General features: G+C 66.9%; 16 protein-coding genes, 1 tRNA gene and 1 pseudogene. 9 read left to right on the top strand and 9 right to left on the bottom strand.

Annotated elements, in window-relative coordinates:
- Window positions 1-102 precede the first annotated feature (102 nt).
- The 3 genes from fsa to nth are packed head-to-tail and all read left to right on the top strand — an operon-like array spanning window position 103 to window position 2,179.
- A complete protein-coding gene (fsa, locus tag B161_RS0102075) occupies window positions 103-756 on the top strand; it encodes a fructose-6-phosphate aldolase (protein WP_018631694.1) in 654 nt (217 codons plus the stop codon).
- A 47-nt stretch (window positions 757-803) separates the two neighbouring features.
- Window positions 804-1,532 carry a DUF484 family protein gene (locus B161_RS18470; protein ID WP_018631693.1) on the top strand — a complete coding sequence of 243 codons (729 nt, stop codon included), beginning with the start codon at window positions 804-806 and terminating at the stop codon, window positions 1,530-1,532.
- A gap of 14 nt (window positions 1,533-1,546) precedes the next feature.
- Entirely contained in the window at window positions 1,547-2,179 is a 633-nt protein-coding gene (gene nth, locus B161_RS0102065) for an endonuclease III (protein ID WP_018631692.1), read from the top strand.
- Here the strand turns inward: nth and B161_RS0102060 are convergent.
- From B161_RS0102060 to B161_RS18460, 7 genes and pseudogenes are all read right to left on the bottom strand, one after another.
- The gene (locus B161_RS0102060; RefSeq protein WP_018631691.1) at window positions 2,176-2,793 is read right to left on the bottom strand and encodes a flavin reductase family protein; all 618 of its coding nucleotides are present in this window, start codon (window positions 2,791-2,793) and stop codon (window positions 2,176-2,178) included. The two genes, nth and B161_RS0102060, sit on opposite strands and share 4 nt — an antisense overlap.
- A gap of 1,016 nt (window positions 2,794-3,809) precedes the next feature.
- Window positions 3,810-4,721: pseudogene (locus B161_RS16240) on the bottom strand (prephenate/arogenate dehydrogenase family protein); the annotation flags it as partial.
- A 275-nt stretch (window positions 4,722-4,996) separates the two neighbouring features.
- A complete protein-coding gene (gene hisC, locus B161_RS0102050) occupies window positions 4,997-6,130 on the bottom strand; it encodes a histidinol-phosphate transaminase (protein WP_018631689.1) in 1,134 nt (377 codons plus the stop codon).
- Between the two features lie 142 nt (window positions 6,131-6,272).
- Window positions 6,273-6,349 (bottom strand) — tRNA-Pro (locus B161_RS0102045).
- A 57-nt stretch (window positions 6,350-6,406) separates the two neighbouring features.
- The gene (locus B161_RS18465; RefSeq protein ID WP_018631688.1) at window positions 6,407-7,588 is read right to left on the bottom strand and encodes a tetratricopeptide repeat protein; all 1,182 of its coding nucleotides are present in this window, start codon (window positions 7,586-7,588) and stop codon (window positions 6,407-6,409) included.
- The gene (locus tag B161_RS0102035) at window positions 7,585-7,779 is read right to left on the bottom strand and encodes a hypothetical protein (RefSeq protein WP_018631687.1); all 195 of its coding nucleotides are present in this window, start codon (window positions 7,777-7,779) and stop codon (window positions 7,585-7,587) included. The genes B161_RS18465 and B161_RS0102035 overlap by 4 nt, the downstream gene beginning before the upstream one ends.
- A gap of 67 nt (window positions 7,780-7,846) precedes the next feature.
- Window positions 7,847-8,473 (bottom strand): hypothetical protein, encoded by a 627-nt coding sequence (locus tag B161_RS18460; RefSeq protein WP_018631686.1) that lies wholly within the window; start codon window positions 8,471-8,473, stop codon window positions 7,847-7,849.
- Window positions 8,474-8,757: 284 nt separating this feature from the next.
- Between B161_RS18460 and yajC the strand changes: the two genes are divergently transcribed.
- The 3 genes from yajC (at window position 8,758) to B161_RS0102015 (ending at window position 12,259) form a co-directional block, all read left to right on the top strand.
- On the top strand, window positions 8,758-9,093 hold the full coding sequence (yajC, locus tag B161_RS0102025) for a preprotein translocase subunit YajC (RefSeq protein WP_018631685.1): 336 nt from the start codon (window positions 8,758-8,760) through the stop codon (window positions 9,091-9,093).
- Window positions 9,094-9,148: 55 nt separating this feature from the next.
- Window positions 9,149-11,731, top strand: coding sequence for a protein translocase subunit SecD (gene secD / locus B161_RS16225; protein WP_018631684.1), 2,583 nt, complete (start codon window positions 9,149-9,151; stop codon window positions 11,729-11,731).
- 153 nt (window positions 11,732-11,884) lie between these two features.
- Complete coding sequence (locus tag B161_RS0102015; protein WP_018631683.1) at window positions 11,885-12,259, top strand: Mth938-like domain-containing protein; 375 nt, start codon at window positions 11,885-11,887, stop codon at window positions 12,257-12,259.
- A gap of 3 nt (window positions 12,260-12,262) precedes the next feature.
- Here B161_RS0102015 and B161_RS0102010 read toward each other — a convergent pair whose 3' ends face one another.
- On the bottom strand, window positions 12,263-12,664 hold the full coding sequence (locus B161_RS0102010) for a VOC family protein (protein ID WP_018631682.1): 402 nt from the start codon (window positions 12,662-12,664) through the stop codon (window positions 12,263-12,265).
- A 78-nt stretch (window positions 12,665-12,742) separates the two neighbouring features.
- Window positions 12,743-13,429, bottom strand: coding sequence for a response regulator transcription factor (locus tag B161_RS0102005; protein WP_018631681.1), 687 nt, complete (start codon window positions 13,427-13,429; stop codon window positions 12,743-12,745).
- Window positions 13,430-13,631: 202 nt separating this feature from the next.
- Here B161_RS0102005 and ribA point away from each other — a divergent pair, with 202 nt between their 5' ends.
- From ribA to dnaE, 3 genes are all read left to right on the top strand, one after another.
- On the top strand, window positions 13,632-14,750 hold the full coding sequence (ribA, locus tag B161_RS0101995) for a GTP cyclohydrolase II (RefSeq protein WP_018631679.1): 1,119 nt from the start codon (window positions 13,632-13,634) through the stop codon (window positions 14,748-14,750).
- 137 nt (window positions 14,751-14,887) lie between these two features.
- Window positions 14,888-15,475 (top strand): DUF2239 family protein, encoded by a 588-nt coding sequence (locus B161_RS0101990; RefSeq protein WP_018631678.1) that lies wholly within the window; start codon window positions 14,888-14,890, stop codon window positions 15,473-15,475.
- Window positions 15,476-15,533: 58 nt separating this feature from the next.
- On the top strand, window positions 15,534-18,962 hold the full coding sequence (gene dnaE / locus B161_RS0101985) for a DNA polymerase III subunit alpha (protein WP_018631677.1): 3,429 nt from the start codon (window positions 15,534-15,536) through the stop codon (window positions 18,960-18,962).
- The last annotated feature ends 25 nt before the right edge of the window (window positions 18,963-18,987 follow it).

Below are 18,987 nucleotides of genomic sequence, written 5' to 3'. Positions count from 1 at the left end.
GCATTTTCACGACGCGAAGCCTTGTCGGCTTCACTGGAAAATGCTCTAGAAGCCGGGAAAGCGGCCTCGCGCCGCGCCCTGCGGCCGATCAGGAGAGCCTCCATGAAATTCTTCATCGACACGGCGGAGATCGCCGAGATCCGCGACCTCGCCGCCACCGGCATGGTGGACGGCGTGACCACCAATCCCTCGCTGATCGCGAAATCGGGCCGCAAATTCCTCGACGTCATCGCCGAGATCGCCGCCCTCACCGAAGGCCATGTCAGCGCCGAAGTCGCCGCCACCGATTTCGAGACCATGCTCAAAGAGGGCAAGAAGCTGGCCGCCATCGCCTCCAACGTGGCGGTGAAGGTGCCGCTGACCTGGGACGGCCTCAAGACCTGCCGCGTCCTCTCGGACGCCGGGACTCCGGTGAACGTCACCTTGTGCTTCTCCTCGGCTCAGGCTCTGCTCGCGGCCAAGGCGGGCGCGACCTATATCTCGCCCTTCATCGGGCGGCTCGACGACATCGGCCTCGAAGGCATGGAGCTGATCGCCGACATCCGCGAGATCTACGACAACTACCGCTTCAAGACCCAGATTCTGGCCGCCTCGATCCGCAACGTCAATCATGTGCAGCAGGCGGCCAAGATCGGCGCCGACGTGGCCACCATTCCGCCGAACGTGGTCAAGCTTCTGGCGAACCATCCTCTGACCGACAAGGGGCTTGCGGCCTTTGTTGCGGATTGGGCGAAAACCGGGCAATCTATCCTTTAAGGAAGTGTTGACGGGGCTTCAGGGGCGGGGCTTCGGGGGGAGCATCGATGCGCGACGAACAGGCTCGGGACGTTTCTCTGCGCGAGGCCAAACGCCTCGATCCGGAGGCCGTCCGCAGCTTTCTGAAGATCCATCCCGGCATCTTCCGGGATGATCCGGATTTGGCGCGGGCCGCTCTGGACGTCCGCAGCCGCCAGAGCGGCGACAACGTGCTGAGCTATGAAAGCGCCGCCATCCGGAGGCTTCAGCAGCGCGTCGCCGAGCTGACCGAGCTGCGCGACGAGCTGATCGAGACCATCGAGCTGAACGCCCTCGCGGCGGAATCCATGCGGGCGGCGACCCTCGCCGTGCTGGACGCCGCCAGCTTCGCCGGATTCGTCGAGGCCGCCACCGAGGGCTTCCGCACCATCTTCGATCTCGAATCGGTGGCGCTCTGCCTTGAGCGCGGCCTCCCGGCTTTGCCGGGGGGCGGCGGCGCCCGCTGGATCGACGCGGCGGCTCTGGCGCGGCTGATGGGCGCTTCGGGGCAAGGCTGCGTGCTGCGCCCGGCTCTGCGCATGACCATGGGCCTGCACGACCAAGGCGCGCCCATCGCCACCGAGGCGCTGGTGCGGCTCGATTTCGGCCCCGGACGCCCCGGCGGCCTGCTGCTCTTCGGCTCCTCGGCGCCCGACCGCTTCACCGAAGAAATGTCGGCGGATCTGGTGGCCTTCCTCGGCGGCGTGACCAGCCGCGCCGGGCGCCGCTGGTTCGAATTGGCGGAGGCGGGGCGCTGAGCCTCCCCTCCCTCATGACTCCCGGCCAGATCGACGAGTTCTTCGCCCGGCTCGCGGCTCAGAACCCCGAGCCGAAAGGCGAGCTGGATTTCGTCAATCTCTATACGCTCTTGGTGGCGGTGGTCCTCTCGGCCCAAGCCACCGACAAGGGCGTGAACAAGGCCACGGGGCCGCTCTTCGCCAAGGTCCGCACGCCTGAGGCCATGCTCGCGCTCGGCGAGGAGGCTCTGACCGAGGCCATTAAATCCATCGGGCTTTATAAGAACAAGGCGAAGAACGTCGTCGCCTTGAGCCGCCGCCTGCTTGAGGATTTCGGCGGCGAAGTTCCCGAGGATCGCGCGGCGCTGGAATCCCTGCCGGGCGTGGGGCGCAAGACGGCCAATGTGGTGCTCAACATCGGCTTCGGCTGGCCCACCATCGCCGTGGACACCCATGTGTTCAGGGTCTCCAACCGCACCGGGCTGGCGCCGGGGAAGGACGTCGCGGCGGTGGAGGCGGCCTTAGAGCGGGTCGTCCCGGAGCGCTGGCGGCTCCATGCGCATCACTGGCTGATCCTGCACGGGCGCTACGTCTGCACGGCCCGCGCGCCGAAATGCGGAATCTGCGTGGCGCGGGATCTCTGCCTTTTCCCGGAGAAGACGGCTTAAGCCTGCGGCTTCTTGGGCCGGGGGATGGCGAAGACCCGCTCGACCGCCGCATATTCCTGATAGCCCAGCCGCGCCAGAGGCTTGATCCGGGCGAGGTCCAGATGTCCTTCGGTCAGGGCTTCGTCGCGGATATGCACCCCGACGATCTCGCCGAGGATCATGGCCTCATCGGGATTCATCAGCGGAACCATCCTCCAGAGCCGGCATTCCAGCGCGACCGGCGCCGCCTCCAGACGCGGCGTGCGGATCTCGCGGCCCGGCGCCAGAGCCAGCCCTAAAGCCTCGGCCTCGCTGATCCCGGCGGGATAGGCCGCGCTGCTGAGGCTCACGGCCTCGCGCTGGTCGTAGGTCGCCATATTGACGACGAATTCCCCCGCCGCCTCGACGTTGCGGCGCGTGTCCTTGGCTTCGTCGAGCCCCGGCTTGCGCCCGTTGCAGGAGATCATCAGGGTCGGCGGCGCGTCGGAGACCATGGCGAAGAAGCTGAAAGGCGCCAGATTCACGACGCCCTCAGCATCGAGGCTCGTCACCCAAGCGATGGGGCGCGGCGCTATGCAGGACTTGAGAGGGTCATGCGGCAAGCCGTGAGGGTCGCGTCCGGGCCGGTAAAACATGGGAATCCTCATAGAGAAACCCCCTCGCCTTGCGGCGAGGGGGCATCTTCATTCAATCACTCGTCGTCGCGACGGAAGGGAGGCCGACGCGGGCCGCCGAAACCGCCGCCGCCCCCGCGAGGGCCGCCGTCGCGCGGACCGCCGAAGCCGCGTCCGCCGCCGCCTTCACGCGGGCCGCCGAAGGACCGGCCGCCGCCGAAGCCGCCGCCGCCGCCGAAACCGCCCGGCTTGCGGAAGGGACGATCCCCGCCGCCGCCTTCGCGCGGGCCGCCGAAGGACCGGCCGCCGCCCTCATAGGGCTTGCGGAAGGGACGATCTCCCCCGCCCTCGCCGTCGCGCGGACGGAAGGGACGGTCGCCGCCGCCCTCACGCGGACGGAAGGGGCGATCCCCGCCGCCTTCGTAAGGCTTGCGGAAAGGACGATCTCCGCCGCCGCCCTCGCGCGGACGGAAGGGGCGGTCGCCGCCGCCCTCATAGGGCTTGCGGAAGGGACGATCTCCCCCGCCCTCGCCGTCGCGCGGACGGAAGGGACGGTCGCCGCCGCCGAAAGGCTTGCGGAAGGGACGGTCGCCGCCCTCGCCGCCTTCACGCGGACGGAAGGGACGGTCGCCGCCGCCGAAGGGTTTGCGGAAAGGACGATCTCCGCCCTCGCCGTCGCGCGGACGGAAGGGGCGATCCCCGCCGCCCTCATAGGGCTTGCGGAAGGGACGGTCGCCGCCCTCGCCGCCCTCACGCGGACGGAAAGGACGCCCGCCCTCGTCGTCTTTGCGCCAGAAGCTGCGGGGCGCGCCGCCAAAGCCGCCGCCGCCGCCCTCGCGCGGACGGAAGGGACGATCCCCGCCGCCTTCGCGTCCGCGATAGCCGCCGCCGCCTTCGCGCCCGCCGTCACGATCGAAGCTGCGACGGGGACGGTCGCCGAAATCGGAGGGACGGCCGAAACCGCCGCGCTCTTCGTTCTCAGGACGGCGGAAGCTGCGGCCCGCGTCGGATTCGACGGTGCGCGGCGAAGGCGCCTTGCGTCCGGCCTGACCATGCGGACGGCCGAAGTTCGCCGCCGCCACGTCCTGACCGGCCTGCACGATCCCCCGGCGGATCTCGCGGGTGCGGGAGAAATGCTTATACATATAATCGCCGTCGCCGGAGCGGATCGCCCGACGCAGCGCCACCAGATCCTCCTCAAGGCGTCCGAAGGCCTCAAGCAGGGCCTCGCGGTTGTTGAGGAAGATGTCGCGCCACATCACCGGATCCGAAGCCGCGATGCGGGTGAAGTCGCGGAAGCCCGAAGCCGAATATTTGATGATCTCGGCCTGAGACACGTCCTCGGCGTCCGCCGCCGTGCCCACGATGGTGTAGGCGATGGCGTGGGGCAGATGGCTGATCAGAGCCAAAGCGCGGTCGTGATGGGCGACGGTCATCTCGTCGACGTTCGCGCCGAGCTTCTCCCAGAAGCCGCGCAGAACCGCGACGGCCTCGGGATCGGTGCCCTCGGGCGGAGTCAGGATGGCCCAGCGTCCGTCGAAGAGCTCCGCGAAGGCGGATTCGGGGCCGGAATGCTCGGTGCCCGCCAGAGGATGGGCCGGCACGAAATGCACGCCCGGCGGCACGAGAGGCGTCACGGCCTCGACCACCGCGCCCTTGACCGAACCGACGTCCGTCAGGATCGAATCCGGCGCCAGCGAGGGCGCGATCTCGGCGGCGACCTTGGCCATGGCGCCGACCGGAACGCAAAGGATCGTCAGATCCGCGCCCTCGGCGGCCTCGGCGGCGCTAACATGGAGCGAATCCACGAAGCCCAGCCGCTCGGCGGCTTCGCGATCCTCAGGATTGCGGACGTAGCCGGAGATATGCGAGGCGATCCCCGCCCGGCGCGCGGCCAGAGCGATGGAGCCGCCGATATGGCCGAGCCCGATGATCGCCAGACGGCTCATGCGGGGGCTTTGGGCGTTCAGCGCCTTGGCGACGACGGCGGAGGCTTCGGCTTCGAGGTCTTCGTCCTCTTCGCCGTCCTCGTCTTCGTCCTCATCTTCGCCTTCTTCGCCTTCCTCGTCGAAATCCTCGTCGGAGAGCTTCGCGACCTCGGCTTCTTCCTCTTCGTTCAGCGCCTCGTCCTCGCTTTCGGGACCGATGGCGTCCAGACCTTCGTCCAGCCGCTCCGCGGCGATGCGGGCGGCCTCAAGGTCCACGCCCGTCTTCTTCTCATTCGTCACTGATGATTTTCCGTCATGAATTGCGCGAGCGCTTCGACCACCGCGCGGTTGTCTTCTTCGCGGCCGATCGAGAGCCGCAGCCGGTCGGGGAGGCCGTAGCCCTCCATCCGCCGCAAAATCAGTCCCCGCTCCTGAAGCCATGCATCGGCGGCCGGAGCGCTTCGGGGTCCTTCCGGATCGAAGCGCAAGAGCAGGAAATTGGCTTGGCTCGGCGTGGCTTCTATCCCGATTCCGCCGAGCGCCTGCGCGAGCCAGCTCCGCCAGCGCAGCACATGGTTCCGGGAGGCCTCGATATGGGCCCGGTCCCGGATCGCCGCCGCCCCGGCCATCTGCGCCGGGATGGAGGTGTTGAAAGGCCCTCGGATCCGGTGCAGGGCGTCCGCGACGGCGAGGGGCATGTAGCCCCAGCCCACGCGCAGGCCCGCGAGTCCATGGATCTTCGAGAAGGTCCGCGTCACGACGAGATCCTCGCGGGTCTCGACCGTCTTCAGCGCGGAGCCGAAATCGCCCGCCTCGGCGAATTCGGCGTAGGCCTCGTCCACGACCAGCAGGACTTGCGGCGGAAGCTCCGCCCTCAGCCGCGCCATCTCCTTGATCGAGAGATAGGTTCCGGTCGGGTTGTTGGGATTGGCCAGAAAGACCAGCTTGGTGCGCGGGGTGCAGAGATCGAGGATCTTGTCCACGTCCGCGCGCAAGTCGGTCTCGTCGGCCATGATGGGCTCGGCTCCGGCCGTCAACGCCGCGATGGGGTAGACGGAGAAGCCGTGCCTTGTGTGGATCACCTCGTCGCCTTCGCCGGAATAGGCTTTGGCGAGCAGGGCGAGGATGTCGTCCGATCCTGCGCCGCAAACGATGCGGGCGGGATCGAGGCCTTCGGCCTCCGCGATGGCTTCGCGGAGGATCCGCGCGCTTCCCTCGGGATAGATGGGGAGGCTGCGCGCGGCCGTTTCATAAGCGGCCTTGGCCGCGGGGCTGGCTCCGAGCGGATTTTCGTTCGAGGAGAGTTTGACGGCGGGTTTGCCGCTTTTCGTCTGAGCTGCGCCGCCCACATAGGCGTGGATGCGCAGGACGCCGGGCTTAGGTTGGGGGCCTTGGGCTCCCTGATCTTGATTCCCGTGATTTTGGGTCATTTGGCGGCGTCCGGAGAGAGGCCCCGATCCGCGACGGGGCGTCAAAATGAGAAGAAGAAGCGCCGAGGCGGGCGCGGCTGGAGGATTTTGAAAGGTGTTAGAGGTTCGTCGGAGGAGGCTTGCGGCTTCCGCTCGACGGTTCTGGTCGGGGCGGCGAGATTCGAACTCACGACCTACAGTACCCAAAACTGTCGCGCTACCAGGCTGCGCTACGCCCCGACGCGCGTGAGATACATCACTTGCGCCAAAGCCGCAAGAAGCCTGCGGCGCGAAGGGTCAGGGATGGGCGGATTTGAAGCGGGCGTAATTGGCTTTGATTTTTTGAGTTTGGGGATGATCCGGCCCGAGTTTATCTTCGGCGATGGTTATGGCGCGGAGATAAAGCAGCTCTGCTCCGGCGGGTTCATCTTTGAGCTGAAGCAGAAAGGCGAGATTGTTGAGACGGGTCGCCTGCTCGGGATGATCCCTCCCATGGGCTTTCTCGCCAATGGCGATGGCGCGCCGATAAAGCGGCTCGGCAGCGGCGATATCGCCTTTTGTTCTTATCAGCCCAGCGAGATTATTGAGTGTTTTCGCCAAGTCAGGATGATCTGGCCCAAGAACTTTCTCGTTGATCTCCAAGGTGCGGCGATAGAGGGTCTCGGCTTCGACGAGATCGCCTTGAGCTCGGCGCAGATTGGCGAGATTGTTGAATCGGAGCGCCAAAATAGGGTCGCTTGACCCAAGCGTCCTTTCCCCGATGTCTATGGCCAGACGGCACCATGGCTCTGCGGCGGCGTATTCGCCTTTGTCTTCAAGCGCTCCAGCCAGACTGCTCGCCGCCGCTGCGTATTCGGATGACGCGGCGCCATGGTTCGTTTCAGCCAGCTGGAGGGAGAGGCGATAGAGCGGCTCAGCGACGATATAATCGCCCGTGGCTCGTGCCAGACGCGCCGCCCAATAGATGTAAAGCTCATTCTCCGGCTCCAGCCGATGGGCATCATCGAAGTCCGCACGGGCCTCGCGCCAGCGGATCGCTTCATAAGCGATGCGGCCTTGCTGATAAGCCGCCTCGGCGGCGCGAGAGATGGTGGCGACCGCTGATTTCCGAATTTCGGCGAAAATCTTGTCGGCTTCGCTGGAATCGCCACGATTCAGGGCTTCATAAGCGGCTTTCAGGCGCTCTTGCGGAATCTCGTCGGAGAGGCGACGCAGAGCCTCGCCCATTTCTTCTAAACGCTTCAGCGCCGCCTGATATGAGGTGTTGAGGTCGGCGAGGTTGCGCTCAAATCTTGACCTCTCATGTTCAAGGATTTGCAGATCCTTGCCATGTTCGCGCGCGATCTGCTCGCGCAGTTCGGCGAGACGCTCTTTCAGAATAGCCTTATGCTGCTCAATCGTGAAGCCGACAATGATGGTGTTGCCATCGCCCTTGAAGGCCACGCCGCCATTCTCAGCAGAGATTTTATCGCCCATCATGGCTTGGGCGGCTCTTTGGAGGCAGACGGATTAACCGTGTTGTTCTTGCCCTTGATCGCCACGCCGCCGTCACTCGCCGAGATCTTGTCCCCGCCGGATTTGAAGATCGTCACCAGCAAACCGAGGATCGCCACGATCCCCGCGACGCCCATCCACCAATTCTGGCCCAGCCATGCGAGAATCTCATCCATGCGCGATTCCTCCGTCTCCGTAAGGAATATTTAACGCAATCCGGGCGCGAGAAAAGACCCAACGCCCTCAGAGCTTGCCGAAATCGTCGTCGATCTGAGGCGGGGCGGAACGCGGCCCGGCGCTCGGCGCAGGCGGGCGCGGCGCTCTCGGAGCGGCCGGGGGAGCAGAGGGGGAAACGCCCGGATCTTCAGGAATCGAAGACGTCGGGGGCGTCTGGCGCCCGCCCTTGAACATCCCTCCCGCCGCAGGCGCGCGCGGAGGAAAAGGCCGCGCGGGCGAGGTCGCCACGACGGCGGGCGAAGCGCCCGAACCCGTCCCTGAACCGATGGGCGGACGCGGCGGCGCGGCCGCCGGAGCGATGGGCTCCTCAGGCGCGGGCGGCGACTCATAAGCCGCAGGGGCGGGCGAAGAGGGCGCGCGCATCTCCATCATGCGCTTCACCGGAGCGCTGGCCTCGCGCGGACGCCGGAAGATCAGCACCGCGAACTCCGCAGGCTCCACCCGCCCGAAAAGCCCCGAGCGGTCCGGCGTCGAGAATTCCTGAACGCCCAGATATTCCCAGCCTTGGCCGTCTTCGTCGTTCAGCGCCGACTCGATCACGCCGGAGACGAAATCGGCGGCGCTCTGGCGGCGCGCGCGCGGGCCTTTCAGCAGACGGGGCAAGGCGAGGGTCTTATATTCGTAACCGGACATGGATCCCTCGCTGACGCGGGCCGCGGATGAAGTTCAGCTACATTCCCGAGGCGCTTCTGTCCAGCCGCGCGGCGCCCCTCGGCGAGGCGCGAAAGGCTTGCGGCGAAACGCCCCGCCTCCCTTCGCGCCCTTCCGCGCGGGGCGGGAATCATGGTTTCAGGGCGCGTTTGCAATTGACGCTTTGGGCTATATAGTCCGCCGACCCTCTGGCGGCGGGCCGTCGCCGGACCCATATCCCCATCCGCCGCATCCGAAGCCCGAACTTCGGACCCCCGGAGTCACGCATGTTCATCACTCCCGCTTTCGCGCAGACCGCCGGCGCCGCTCCGGCGCCCAGCATGATCTCCATGCTGCTGCCCATGGTGCTGGTTTTCGGCATCATGTACTTCCTGCTCATCCGCCCCCAGCAGAAACGCCTGAAGGAGCATCGCGCGATGCTGACGGCGCTGCGTCGCGGCGACATGGTCGTGACCGCGGGCGGCCTGATCGCCAAGATCTCCAAGATCGGAGCCGAGGGCGACGACGAAATCGAGCTGGAGCTCGCGGACGGCGTGCGTGTGAAGGCCCTGCGCTCGACCCTCTCCGCCGTGCTCAAGAAGACCGAACCCGCCGTGAAGTGACCCGTCGCGGCGGGTCCGGGCGCCGGATCCGTCGGGACCAAGCCGGACGCCCCCCATGCTCCATTATCCGTTCTGGAAAAAAGCCCTCGTCCTCATGATCTGTCTGCTCGGGGCGGTGATCGCCTCCCCGAACCTGATCGACAAGGAGGCTCGCGAGCGGCTGCCCGCATGGATGCCTTCTCAAGGCATGAATCTGGGGCTGGACCTCCAAGGCGGCGCGCATCTGCTCGTCGAGACCAAGGTCGAGGACGTCTGGAGCGCCCGCATGACGCAGGTGTCTCTGGATCTGCGTCAGGCTCTGGCCGACGCGGGCGTCACCCGGCGCGGCGTGCCCCAGACTCAGGCCGACGGCGCGATCCTCATCGAGATCCCGCTGCCCGAGGAGCAGGCCAAGGCGCAGACCGCGCTCGAAGGCCTCTCGCAGCCCATCGACGGCTCTCTGGGCGGGGCGCGCGACCTCACGGTGACGCGCGTGGACGACAAGACCTTCCGCGTCGCCCTCTCGGAGGCCGCCAAGACGGATCTCGCCGCCCGCACGCTCCAGCAATCGCTGGAGGTGGTGCGCCGCCGCGTCGATCCCGACGGCACCACGGAAGCCACCATCACCCGCCAAGGCGACCGCCGCATTCTGATTCAGGTGCCCGGCGCCGAAGACGCCGACGCCATCAAGGCCCTGATCGGCGATCCGGCGGTGCTGAGCTTCCATACGGTCAACATGTCGGTGTCTCAGGCCGATCTCGACGCGGGCGTGGCGCCTCCGGGCTTCAAGATCCTCGCCGAGGCCGACAACCCCGAGATCCTCTGGGCCGTTTCGGTCACGCCGCTCATCGCGGGCACCGAGGTCGCCACGGCCAGCCAAGGCTTCGACTCCAACACCAACGAGCCCATCGTCGCCTTCCGCTTCACCACGGCGGCGGGCAAGAAATTCGCCGACTTCACCCGCGCCAACGTGGGCAATCCCTTCGCCATCGTGCTCGACGGCAAGGTGCTCTCCGCGCCCCGCGTGAACGAGCCCATCATGGGCGGCTCGGGCCAGATCACCGGCAATTACACCGTCGACAGCGCTCAGCGCTTCGCCACGCAGATCAGCGCGGGCGCCCTGCCCGCCTCCATGGAGTTCCTTGAAGAGCGCACCGTCGGCCCCGAGCTCGGCGCCGATTCCATCGAGGCCGGCAAAAAGGCGACCTACATCGCTTCGGCGCTGGTGGTGGTCTTCATGATCGTCATGTACGGGCTCTTCGGCGTCATGGCGAGCGTGGCGGTGGCGGTGAACGTCATCCTGATCTTCGCGATCATGTCGATGATCGGCGCGACGCTCACGCTGCCCGGCATCGCGGGCGTGGTGCTGACCATCGCCTTCGCCGTGGACGCCAACGTGCTCATCTACGAGCGCATCCGAGAAGAGTTGAAAGCGGGCAAATCCATGCCTCGCGCCATCGACCTCGGATTCGAAAAGGCGCTGGCGGCGGTGATCGACGCCAACATCACCACCCTGATCGCGGCGGGCGTGCTCTACAGCCTCGGCGCGGGGCCGGTGCGCGGCTTCGCCGTGACTCTGGCCATCGGCGTGGCGACCTCCATGTTCACCGCCGTGAACCTGACCCGCCTGATGGTCGTGACCTGGTATAACTGGAAGCGCCCCAAGACCGCGAAGATCGCGCTCTTCCAGATGGTCCCCGACGGCACCAAGTTCAAATTCATGAAGATCTGGCGCCCGGCGCTGATCATCTCGACCATCCTGACCTTCGCGGCCATCGCCATTCTGCCGATCCGCGGCGTGAACATGGGCATCGACTTCGCGGGCGGCGCGGTGATTCAGGTCCGCGTCGAGCCTCAGGCCGACGTCGGCGCGATCCGCGAGGTGATGAACCGCCTGAACGTCGGCGAGGTGGCGGTGCAGGGCTTCGGCGATCCGCGCGACGCGATGGTGCGCGTCGCCGCCGCCGAGGACGAAGCCGCCATGAACGACGTGGTCCGCCGCTCCAGCGAGGCGCTGGCCGCCGAAGTGCCCGGCCTGACCGTGCATGGCGTGGACGTGGTGGGGCCGAAGGTCTCCGGCGAATTCGTCTGGACGGGCATCGCGGCCATCGCCGTCTCGCTGCTCGGCGTGATGATCTATCTCTGGCTGCGCTTCGAATGGCAATTCGCCGTGGGCGCGGCGGTGGCCACCTTGCACGACGTGGCCGTGGCGGCGGCGATCCTCGCGATCACAGGGGTGGAGTATAACCTGACCCTGATCGCGGCTCTGCTGACCTTGCTCGGCTTCTCGCTCAACGACACGGTGGTCATCTACGACCGAATCCGCGAGAATCTGCGCAAATATAAGCAGATGTCCCTGCCGGATCTGATCGACCTCTCGCTGAACGAGACCCTCGCCCGCACGCTGATGACCACCTTCACCACGCTGCTGGCGCTGATCGGACTTTACTTCTTCGCCGGCGAAACCCTGCGCGGCTTCTCGCTGACGATGCTCTGGGGCTGCTTCATCGGCGTCTATTCCTCGATCTACATCGCGGCGCCCATGCTGCTGCTGCTCGGGGTCAAGCGCGACTGGAGCAAGGAGGCGGCCGAGAAAGCCGCCGGAGGCCCGACCGGCGTCCGCTTCGGCGGCGACGAGCCCCCGCCCGCCAGCAATTAAGGCGACGGCCCGATCTTACGACATCCGGAAATCCGGGGGGCGCCGCCTCCCGGATTTTTTCATGCGGCGCGGCGGCGCGGCCTTTTCAGAGCGGGCGGAAAGGCTCTATTCCCTGTCCGGACGCGATTCCGCGCCATCCGAGGAGGAAACGCCATGCGCATGACCGAAATCCCTCCCGAGGCCCCTTCCGGGGGCGCGCGGCCCATCGACGCCTATGGCGCGGGCGGCTTCCGCATCGGCGGGACGCGGCGCGAGGGATCTCTCTTCATTCTGGAGACGGGCGAGATCCTGCCTTGGTCGGGCGAGCTGACGCCCGAGGCTCTGGCGCCGCTCTGGGCGGCGGCGGGCGACGTGATCCTGCTGGGATTGGGCCTGCGGCTTGAGGCGCCGCCTCCGGCTTCGGTGCGGGCGGCGGCGGAGGCGGCGGGCTTGGGGCTCGACCCCATGTCCACCGCTTCGGCCTGCCGGGCCTATAACGTGCTGCTTCTGGAAGGGCGCCGGGTCTCGGCGGCGCTGAGGGCGGTTTAGCGCTCAGGCGGGTTTGGGGACCGGGCCGCAGATCTCGACCAGCACGCCGTTCAGATCGCGCACGTAAGAGATCATCTGTCCCCAGGGCGTCCGCTCCGGCTTGACCAGGGGCGCGGCGCCCGCCGCCACGGCGCGCGTCCAGGCCGCTTCAAGCTCCGCCTCCTCGACGACGAAGGCGATCTCCGCGCCCGCGGGCGGATCCTCGGGGCGGTTCGGCCGGAGGTCCGGCGCGAAGCCCTGCATGAGGCCCTCCCGCGCGAAGGCCAGAGCCGTGGCGCCGGTCTCCATCTCGGCGAAATCGGCCTCAGGCGTGACGAAGCGCGCCTTCACGCCGAAGGCTTTCTCGTAAAACGCCACGGTCGCGGCGACGTCGGGCGCATAGACGACCATATAGCCGAATCTCATCTTCGCCTCCCTTGATTCGAACATCAAGGGAACGGTAAGGGGGTGAAACGAGATTGTCCAGCGCCGCCGCGCTCAGCCTCAGGCGATCAGGCGATAGCCGCCGGGCTCGGTCACGAGGATGCGGGCCTCGCCGGGCTCGCGCTCGATCTTCTGGCGGAGGCGATAAATATGCGTCTCCAGCGTATGGGTCGTGACGTTGGCGTTATAGCCCCAGACCTCGTGCAGCAGCACCTCGCGGGCCACCATGCGGTCGGCGGCGCGATAGAGGAACTTCAGAATGCTGGATTCCTTCTCCGTCAGACGGATCTTCTTGCCCGATCCGTCGGTGAGCATCTTGGTGCTGGGCTGGAAGCTGTAGCCGCCGATGCTGAAGATGGCGTCTTCATTCTGCTCATGGGTGCGCAGCTGCGCCCGGATCCGCGCGAGAAGAACCGCGAATTTGAAGGGCTTGGCGACGTAATCATTGGCGCCCGCGTCCAGCCCGAGGATGGCGTCCGCGTCCGAGGCGTGGCCGGTCAGCATGAGGATCGGCGACTTCACGCCCGCCTTGCGCATCATGCGGCAGAGCTCTCGGCCGTCCATGTCGGGCAGCCCGACGTCCAGCAGCACGAGGTCGTAATGGTCGCTCTTGACCATCTCCAGCCCCCGGGAGGCGCTTTCGGCTTCGAAGACGTCGAATTCCTCGGTCAGAACCAGTTGATCCGCGAGGGCTCCGCGCAGATCGGCGTCGTCGTCCACCATCAGAATGCGGCGTATGGCGGCCATGCTCTCTGCTCCTTATTCTTGATTGCGGCGCTCCACGCCGGAGCGGCCGAAAGGCGCTTCCCGCTTTCCGGCCTGCGCTTCTGAGGATAGGAAGGCGACGGAGCCGCTTTCGTCAAGACGCGGCGGCGGAAGGTCGCGCGCTTGCGAAGCCTCCCGATCTTTTGCGCTTCCCGGAGCCCATCCCCTGAGCAAGGAGACCCCCATGGCCGACGACATCTGGCTGACGCCTGCGGAGCGTCTGGCGCGCGCGGGCGCGGATCTGCGCGCCGGAACGCCGCTGCTGCTGATGCGGGAAGGCGCGGCGCCGGTCCTCGTCGCGGCGCTGGAGGGCGTTTCTGAGCGGGCTCTGGAGCTGGCGCGACGGCTCGGGCGGCCCGTGGCGGCTCTGAGCGCGCGGCGGGCCTCGGTGCTGAAGATCCGGGCCTATGACGGGGATCTCGCGCGGATTCTGATTCCCGCCGGGGCCGGGCCGGAGCTTCTCGGGGCTCTGGCCGATCCGGCGCAGGATCTGGCGAATCCTCTGCGCGGCCCCTTCGAGAGCCTGCGCGGCGACGCGGAAGGCCAGCCCGAAGCGGAGGCCGCGCGTCTGGCGCTGAAGCTCTGCGCGCGGGCGGGGCTGCTGCCCGCGGCGCTGCTGGCTTCGGCCCCGGCGGAGGCGCCCGCCGATCTCCTGAGGATCGCAGCTTCGGATCTGCGCGAGGCTCTCGATACGGAGAATTTGACGCTGCGGCGTCTGGCGGCGGCGCGGGTGCCACTGGCTCTGGCGGGGATGACCGAGATCCACGCCTATCGGCCCTCGGACGGCGGGCCGGAGCATTACGCCGTCGTCGTGGGCCAGCCGGATCTGACGCGGCCGGTTCTGACGCGGCTGCATTCCGAATGCCTGACCGGGGATCATTTAGGCTCGCTGAAATGCGATTGCGGGCCGCAATTGCGGGCGGCTCTGGCGCGCATGGCCGTCGAGCATAAAGCGGGAAGCGGCGGCGGAATCCTGCTCTATCTGGCGCAGGAGGGGCGCGGCATCGGCCTCGCGAACAAGCTCCGCGCCTACGCCTTGCAGGATCAGGGCTTCGACACGGTGGAGGCCAATCACCGCCTCGGCTTCGAGGACGACCTGCGGGATTTCCGCGTGGCGGCTCTGATGCTGAAGGATCTCGGGGCGAAGAAGCTCAGGCTGATGACCAATAATCCGCGCAAGATCGCCGCTCTGGAGAAACAGGGGCTGGAGGTGGTCGCCCGCGCGCCGCTGCGGGTCGGCGAGACCGAGCAGAACGCGCGTTATCTCGCGGTGAAGGGCGCGAAGAGCGGACATCTTTTATGAGGATAATATTACCCGGATAAATCTTGACTCGCAGATTTCATCCGGGTAATAATCGGGGCCTGACTTTTGACATGGCCGCGTTTTCCCGACGCGAAGTCCGTTCGGCTTCGCTGGAAAACGCTTCGGGAGCCCCTTCCATGCCTCACTCCGAATCCCCCCGCTGGACCGCCTTCCTTGATGGGAGGCGCCTCGCCTCCGGCGCGCCGGGCTGCGTGGTCAAAGCCGCGCGCAAGGCCCTCGACGCGGATCCCGAGGCGGAATCCCGCCTCAGCTTCTATTCCGACGACACCGGGCGCCCCCTCGACGCCGATCTGCGCGGAACCCCCGAAGAAGTCGCCGAGCGCGCCGAGCCTCAGAAATCCGTGAAGCCCGGACGCCCGAAGCTCGGCGTCTCCCCCCGCGAGGTGACGCTTCTGCCGCGCCATTGGGATTGGCTGGCGACTCAGCCCGGCGGCGCCTCGGCGGCTCTGCGGCGGCTGGTGGAGGAGGCCCGCAAAGACCCCCGAGCCGAAGCCAAACGCGCTCAGACCGCGGCGGGGAATTTCATGACCGCCGCCCTCGGCGACGCCCCGGATTACGAAGAAGCCTCGCGGGCGCTCTACGCCAAGGATCAGGCGCGCTTCCTTGCGCTCACCGAAGGCTGGCCGGAGGATCTGCGCGATCATGCGCGGCGTCTGGCGGCCCCCAGCTTCCCCGAGCTTCAAGACGTGACCCCCGCGCCCTGATGTTCTAGACTCGCGGGGATCCCCTCCCCCGCCCCCTCCCGCCGCGAGTCCGCCGCCTATGACCGAAGCCGAATCCCCCGCCCCGCTCGATTTGATTCAGCCGCGCTTCATCCCGCTGCGGCTGCAAAGCAGCTATTCCATGCTGGAGGGCGCGATTCATGTGAAGGCCATGGCCAAGCTCTGCGAGAAGGCGGGCGTTCCGGCGGCGGCTCTGACCGACCATGGCAATCTCTTCGGCGCGCTGGAGTTCTCGGAGACTCTCGCCAAGGCGGGGATTCAGCCCATCGCGGGCTGTCTGGCGCCGCTGCGTCTGGAGCCGCCGGGAAACGCCGCCGCCGATCCGACGATCCTCCTGCTGGCGCAAAACGAAGCGGGTTATCGCCATCTGCTCAAGCTGATCTCCAAGAGCTTCCTCGATTCGGGGTCGGAATCGCCGCATGTGCTGATGGAGGATCTCGCGCGCTGGAGCGAGGGGCTGATCTGCCTCACCGGCGGCGCCGACGGCCCCGCCGGACGCCTGATCCGCAGCGGCCGCCGCCCCCTCGCCGAGGCGCATCTTGAAGAGCTCGCGCGGATCTATCCCAACCGGCTTTACGTCGAGATCCAGCGCCATGGCTCCGAAGGCGCGAGGCGCGCGCCGGAGGAGGAGGAGACCGAAGCCGTCTTTCTGGAGACGGCTTATGCGCGGAATCTGCCCATCGTCGCGACCCAGCAGACGCTTTACGCCGTCTCCGAAATGGCCGAGGCCCATGACGCCATGCTTTGCATCGCCTCGGGCGCGCGGGTGGACGACGCCGAGCGCGTGCGGCTGAGCCCGGAGCGCTATTTCAAGACTCCCGATCAGATGGCGGCGCTCTTCGCCGATCTGCCGGAGGCTCTGGAGACCACGGTCGAGATCGCGCGGCGCTGCGCCTATCGCCCGAAGACTCATAAGCCCATCCTGCCCCGCTTCGCCCCCGACGAGGTCGAGGAGGCCAAACGTCAGGCGGAGGAGGGCCTCGCCAGCCGCCTCGCCACAGGTCCGCTCTACGCGACGCGCGAGGCTTACGAAGAGCGTCTGGCCTATGAATTGTCGATCATCGCGCGCATGGGCTTCTCGGGCTACTTCCTCATCGTCTCCGACTTCATCAAATGGGCCAAGGAGCAGGGGATTCCGGTGGGGCCGGGGCGCGGTTCGGGCGCGGGCTCTCTGGTGGCCTGGTCGCTGCTGATCACCGATCTCGACCCCATCCGCTACGGGCTGCTCTTCGAGCGCTTCCTCAATCCCGACCGCGTGTCGATGCCCGATTTCGACATCGACTTCTGTCAGGAGAAGCGCCATTTCGTCATCGACTACGTGCAGAGGAAATACGGCCGCGATCAGGTGGCCCAGATCATCACCTTCGGAAAGCTTCAGGCCCGCGCGGCTCTGCGCGACGTGGGGCGCGTGCTGAACATGCCCTATGGGCAAGTCGACAAGCTCTGCAAGATGGTGCCGAACAATCCCGCCAAGCCGGTCACCATCGAGGAGGCCGTCGCCGGAGAACCCCGCCTGCGCGAGGAGATCCGGTCTCATGAGGCGGTCGCCAAGCTCTTCGACATCGCCATGAAGCTGGAGGGGCTTTACCGCCACGCCTCCACCCATGCGGCGGGCGTGGTGATCGGCGACCGGCCTTTAGACGAATTGGTGCCGCTGTATCTCGATCCGCGCTCGGAGATGCCGGTCACTCAGTTCAACATGAAATGGGTCGAGCCGGCGGGTCTGGTGAAATTCGACTTCCTCGGACTGAAGACCCTCTCGGTGATTCAGGAGGCTCTGGAGCTGATCCCGGCGCCGGTGGACATCGCCGCCATCCCCCTCGACGATGAAAAGACCTACGCCCTTTACGGCCGCGCCGAGACCGTGGGCGTGTTTCAGGTGGAGGGCACGGGCATGCGCGACGCCCTGCGCCAGCTCCGGCCCACGGCCATCGAGGACATCATCGCCCTCGTGGCGCTGTATCGTCCCGGCCCGATGAGCAACATCCCGCATTATTGCGCCGTGAAGCATGGCCGCGAACCCGCCGACTACCTGCATCCCAAGCTGGAGCCGGTGCTCAAGGAGACCTACGGCGTCATCATCTATCAGGAGCAGGTGATGGAGATCGCCAAGCTTCTGTCGGGCTATTCGCTCGGCGAGGCCGATCTTCTGCGCCGCGCCATGGGCAAGAAGATCAAGGCCGAGATGGATCAGCAGCGCAGCCGCTTCGTCGAGGGCGCGGTGGAGCGCGGCCTCGACCGGGCCAAAGCGGATGAGATCTTCGACCTGCTGGCGAAATTCGCGGATTACGGCTTCAATAAATCCCACGCCGCCGCCTATGCGCTGGTGAGCTACCAGACGGGCTGGCTCAAGGCGAATCATCCGCTGGAGTTCATGGCCGCCACCATGACCTTCGACATGCACAACACCGATAAGCTCGGAGTCTATAAACAGGAGCTGGACCGGCTCGGCATCAGGCTCTCTCCGCCCGACGTGAACCGCTCGGGCGCGAAATTCGTCACCGGAGAAGGCGAGATCCTTTATGCGCTGGGCGCGCTGAAGAACGTCGGCGCCGAGGCCATGGAGGGCATCGTCCGCGAGCGCGCGGCCAAGGGCCCCTTCAAGGACGTCTTCGACTTCCTCCGCCGCATCGATCCCCGTCAGGTGAATAAGCGGGCTTTGGAGAATCTCGTGCGCGCCGGGGCCTTCGACAAGCTGGAGCCCAATCGCCGCAAGCTCTTCGAGAATCTCGACGCGCTCCTCTCCTACGCCCAGAGCGCCGCCGCCGACCGCGCCAGCCATCAGGATTCGCTCTTCGGCGGCCCCCCGCCCCCGCCCCGGCTGAAGACTCAGGAGGATTGGCCCGCCATGGTGAAGCTCGATCATGAGCAATCGGCGGTGGGCTTCCATCTCTCGGGCCATCCGCTGGACGACTTCGGCCCGGCGCTGAGGCGCAAGAAATTCATGACCCTGCGCGATCTGGAGCAGTCCAGCGCGGCGGGCGGGCGCGTGGCGGCGGTGATCATCAGCCGTCAGGAGAAGAAATCCCAGTCCGGACGGATGTTCGCCTTCGTGAAATTCTCCGACCAGACGGGGATTTCGGAGGGGATGGCCTTCTCCGACCTGCTGACCTCCAGCCGCGAGCTTCTGGAGCCCGGACGCCTCGTGGCGCTGGGCGTGGAGGCCGACCGCGGCGGCGAGCAGATGCGCCTCAAGCTGCAAAGCGTCGAGGATCTGCGCGAGGCCACGGCGGGCGCCGCGCCGGAGGGCGTGACGATCCGTCTGACCTCCGAGGCCGCGCCTCAGGCGCTGAAGGCGCGGCTCGATCCGATGCGGGCGGCGCGCGGCGCGGAGGTCCGCCTCCTGCTGGAGGCTCCGGCGGGTCTGGCGCAGATCCGCCTTCCCGAGCGCTACGCCATGACGCCCGACCTCATGAGCGATCTGCGCAGCGCGGCGGGCGTGCTCAGCGTCGAGGAGTTCCTCCTCTGAAGACGAAAAAGGCGGGCGGCCTCGC

The organism is Neomegalonema perideroedes DSM 15528 (genome assembly GCF_000374145.1).
Classification (GTDB): Bacteria; Pseudomonadota; Alphaproteobacteria; order Rhodobacterales; family Rhodobacteraceae; genus Neomegalonema; species Neomegalonema perideroedes.
This window is presented reverse-complemented; position numbering and strand designations above follow the sequence as displayed.

Excerpts from the sequence above, each read along its gene's own strand:
- B161_RS18470 (WP_018631693.1), top strand. The coding sequence starts at position 804 with ATGCGCGACGAACAGGCTCGGGACGTTTCTCTGCGCGAGGCCAAACGC.
- nth (WP_018631692.1), top strand. The coding sequence starts at position 1,547 with ATGACTCCCGGCCAGATCGACGAGTTCTTCGCCCGGCTCGCGGCTCAG.
- secD (WP_018631684.1), top strand. The coding sequence starts at position 9,149 with ATGCTCCATTATCCGTTCTGGAAAAAAGCCCTCGTCCTCATGATCTGT.
- B161_RS0102035 (WP_018631687.1), bottom strand. The coding sequence starts at position 7,779 with ATGGATGAGATTCTCGCATGGCTGGGCCAGAATTGGTGGATGGGCGTC.
- B161_RS0102060 (WP_018631691.1), bottom strand. The coding sequence starts at position 2,793 with ATGTTTTACCGGCCCGGACGCGACCCTCACGGCTTGCCGCATGACCCT.
- B161_RS18465 (WP_018631688.1), bottom strand. The coding sequence starts at position 7,588 with ATGATGGGCGATAAAATCTCTGCTGAGAATGGCGGCGTGGCCTTCAAG.
- B161_RS0102015 (WP_018631683.1), top strand. The coding sequence starts at position 11,885 with ATGCGCATGACCGAAATCCCTCCCGAGGCCCCTTCCGGGGGCGCGCGG.
- hisC (WP_018631689.1), bottom strand. The coding sequence starts at position 6,130 with ATGACCCAAAATCACGGGAATCAAGATCAGGGAGCCCAAGGCCCCCAA.
- B161_RS0101990 (WP_018631678.1), top strand. The coding sequence starts at position 14,888 with ATGCCTCACTCCGAATCCCCCCGCTGGACCGCCTTCCTTGATGGGAGG.
- B161_RS0102005 (WP_018631681.1), bottom strand. The coding sequence starts at position 13,429 with ATGGCCGCCATACGCCGCATTCTGATGGTGGACGACGACGCCGATCTG.
- B161_RS18460 (WP_018631686.1), bottom strand. The coding sequence starts at position 8,473 with ATGTCCGGTTACGAATATAAGACCCTCGCCTTGCCCCGTCTGCTGAAA.
- fsa (WP_018631694.1), top strand. The coding sequence starts at position 103 with ATGAAATTCTTCATCGACACGGCGGAGATCGCCGAGATCCGCGACCTC.
- B161_RS0102010 (WP_018631682.1), bottom strand. The coding sequence starts at position 12,664 with ATGAGATTCGGCTATATGGTCGTCTATGCGCCCGACGTCGCCGCGACC.
- dnaE (WP_018631677.1), top strand. The coding sequence starts at position 15,534 with ATGACCGAAGCCGAATCCCCCGCCCCGCTCGATTTGATTCAGCCGCGC.
- ribA (WP_018631679.1), top strand. The coding sequence starts at position 13,632 with ATGGCCGACGACATCTGGCTGACGCCTGCGGAGCGTCTGGCGCGCGCG.
- yajC (WP_018631685.1), top strand. The coding sequence starts at position 8,758 with ATGTTCATCACTCCCGCTTTCGCGCAGACCGCCGGCGCCGCTCCGGCG.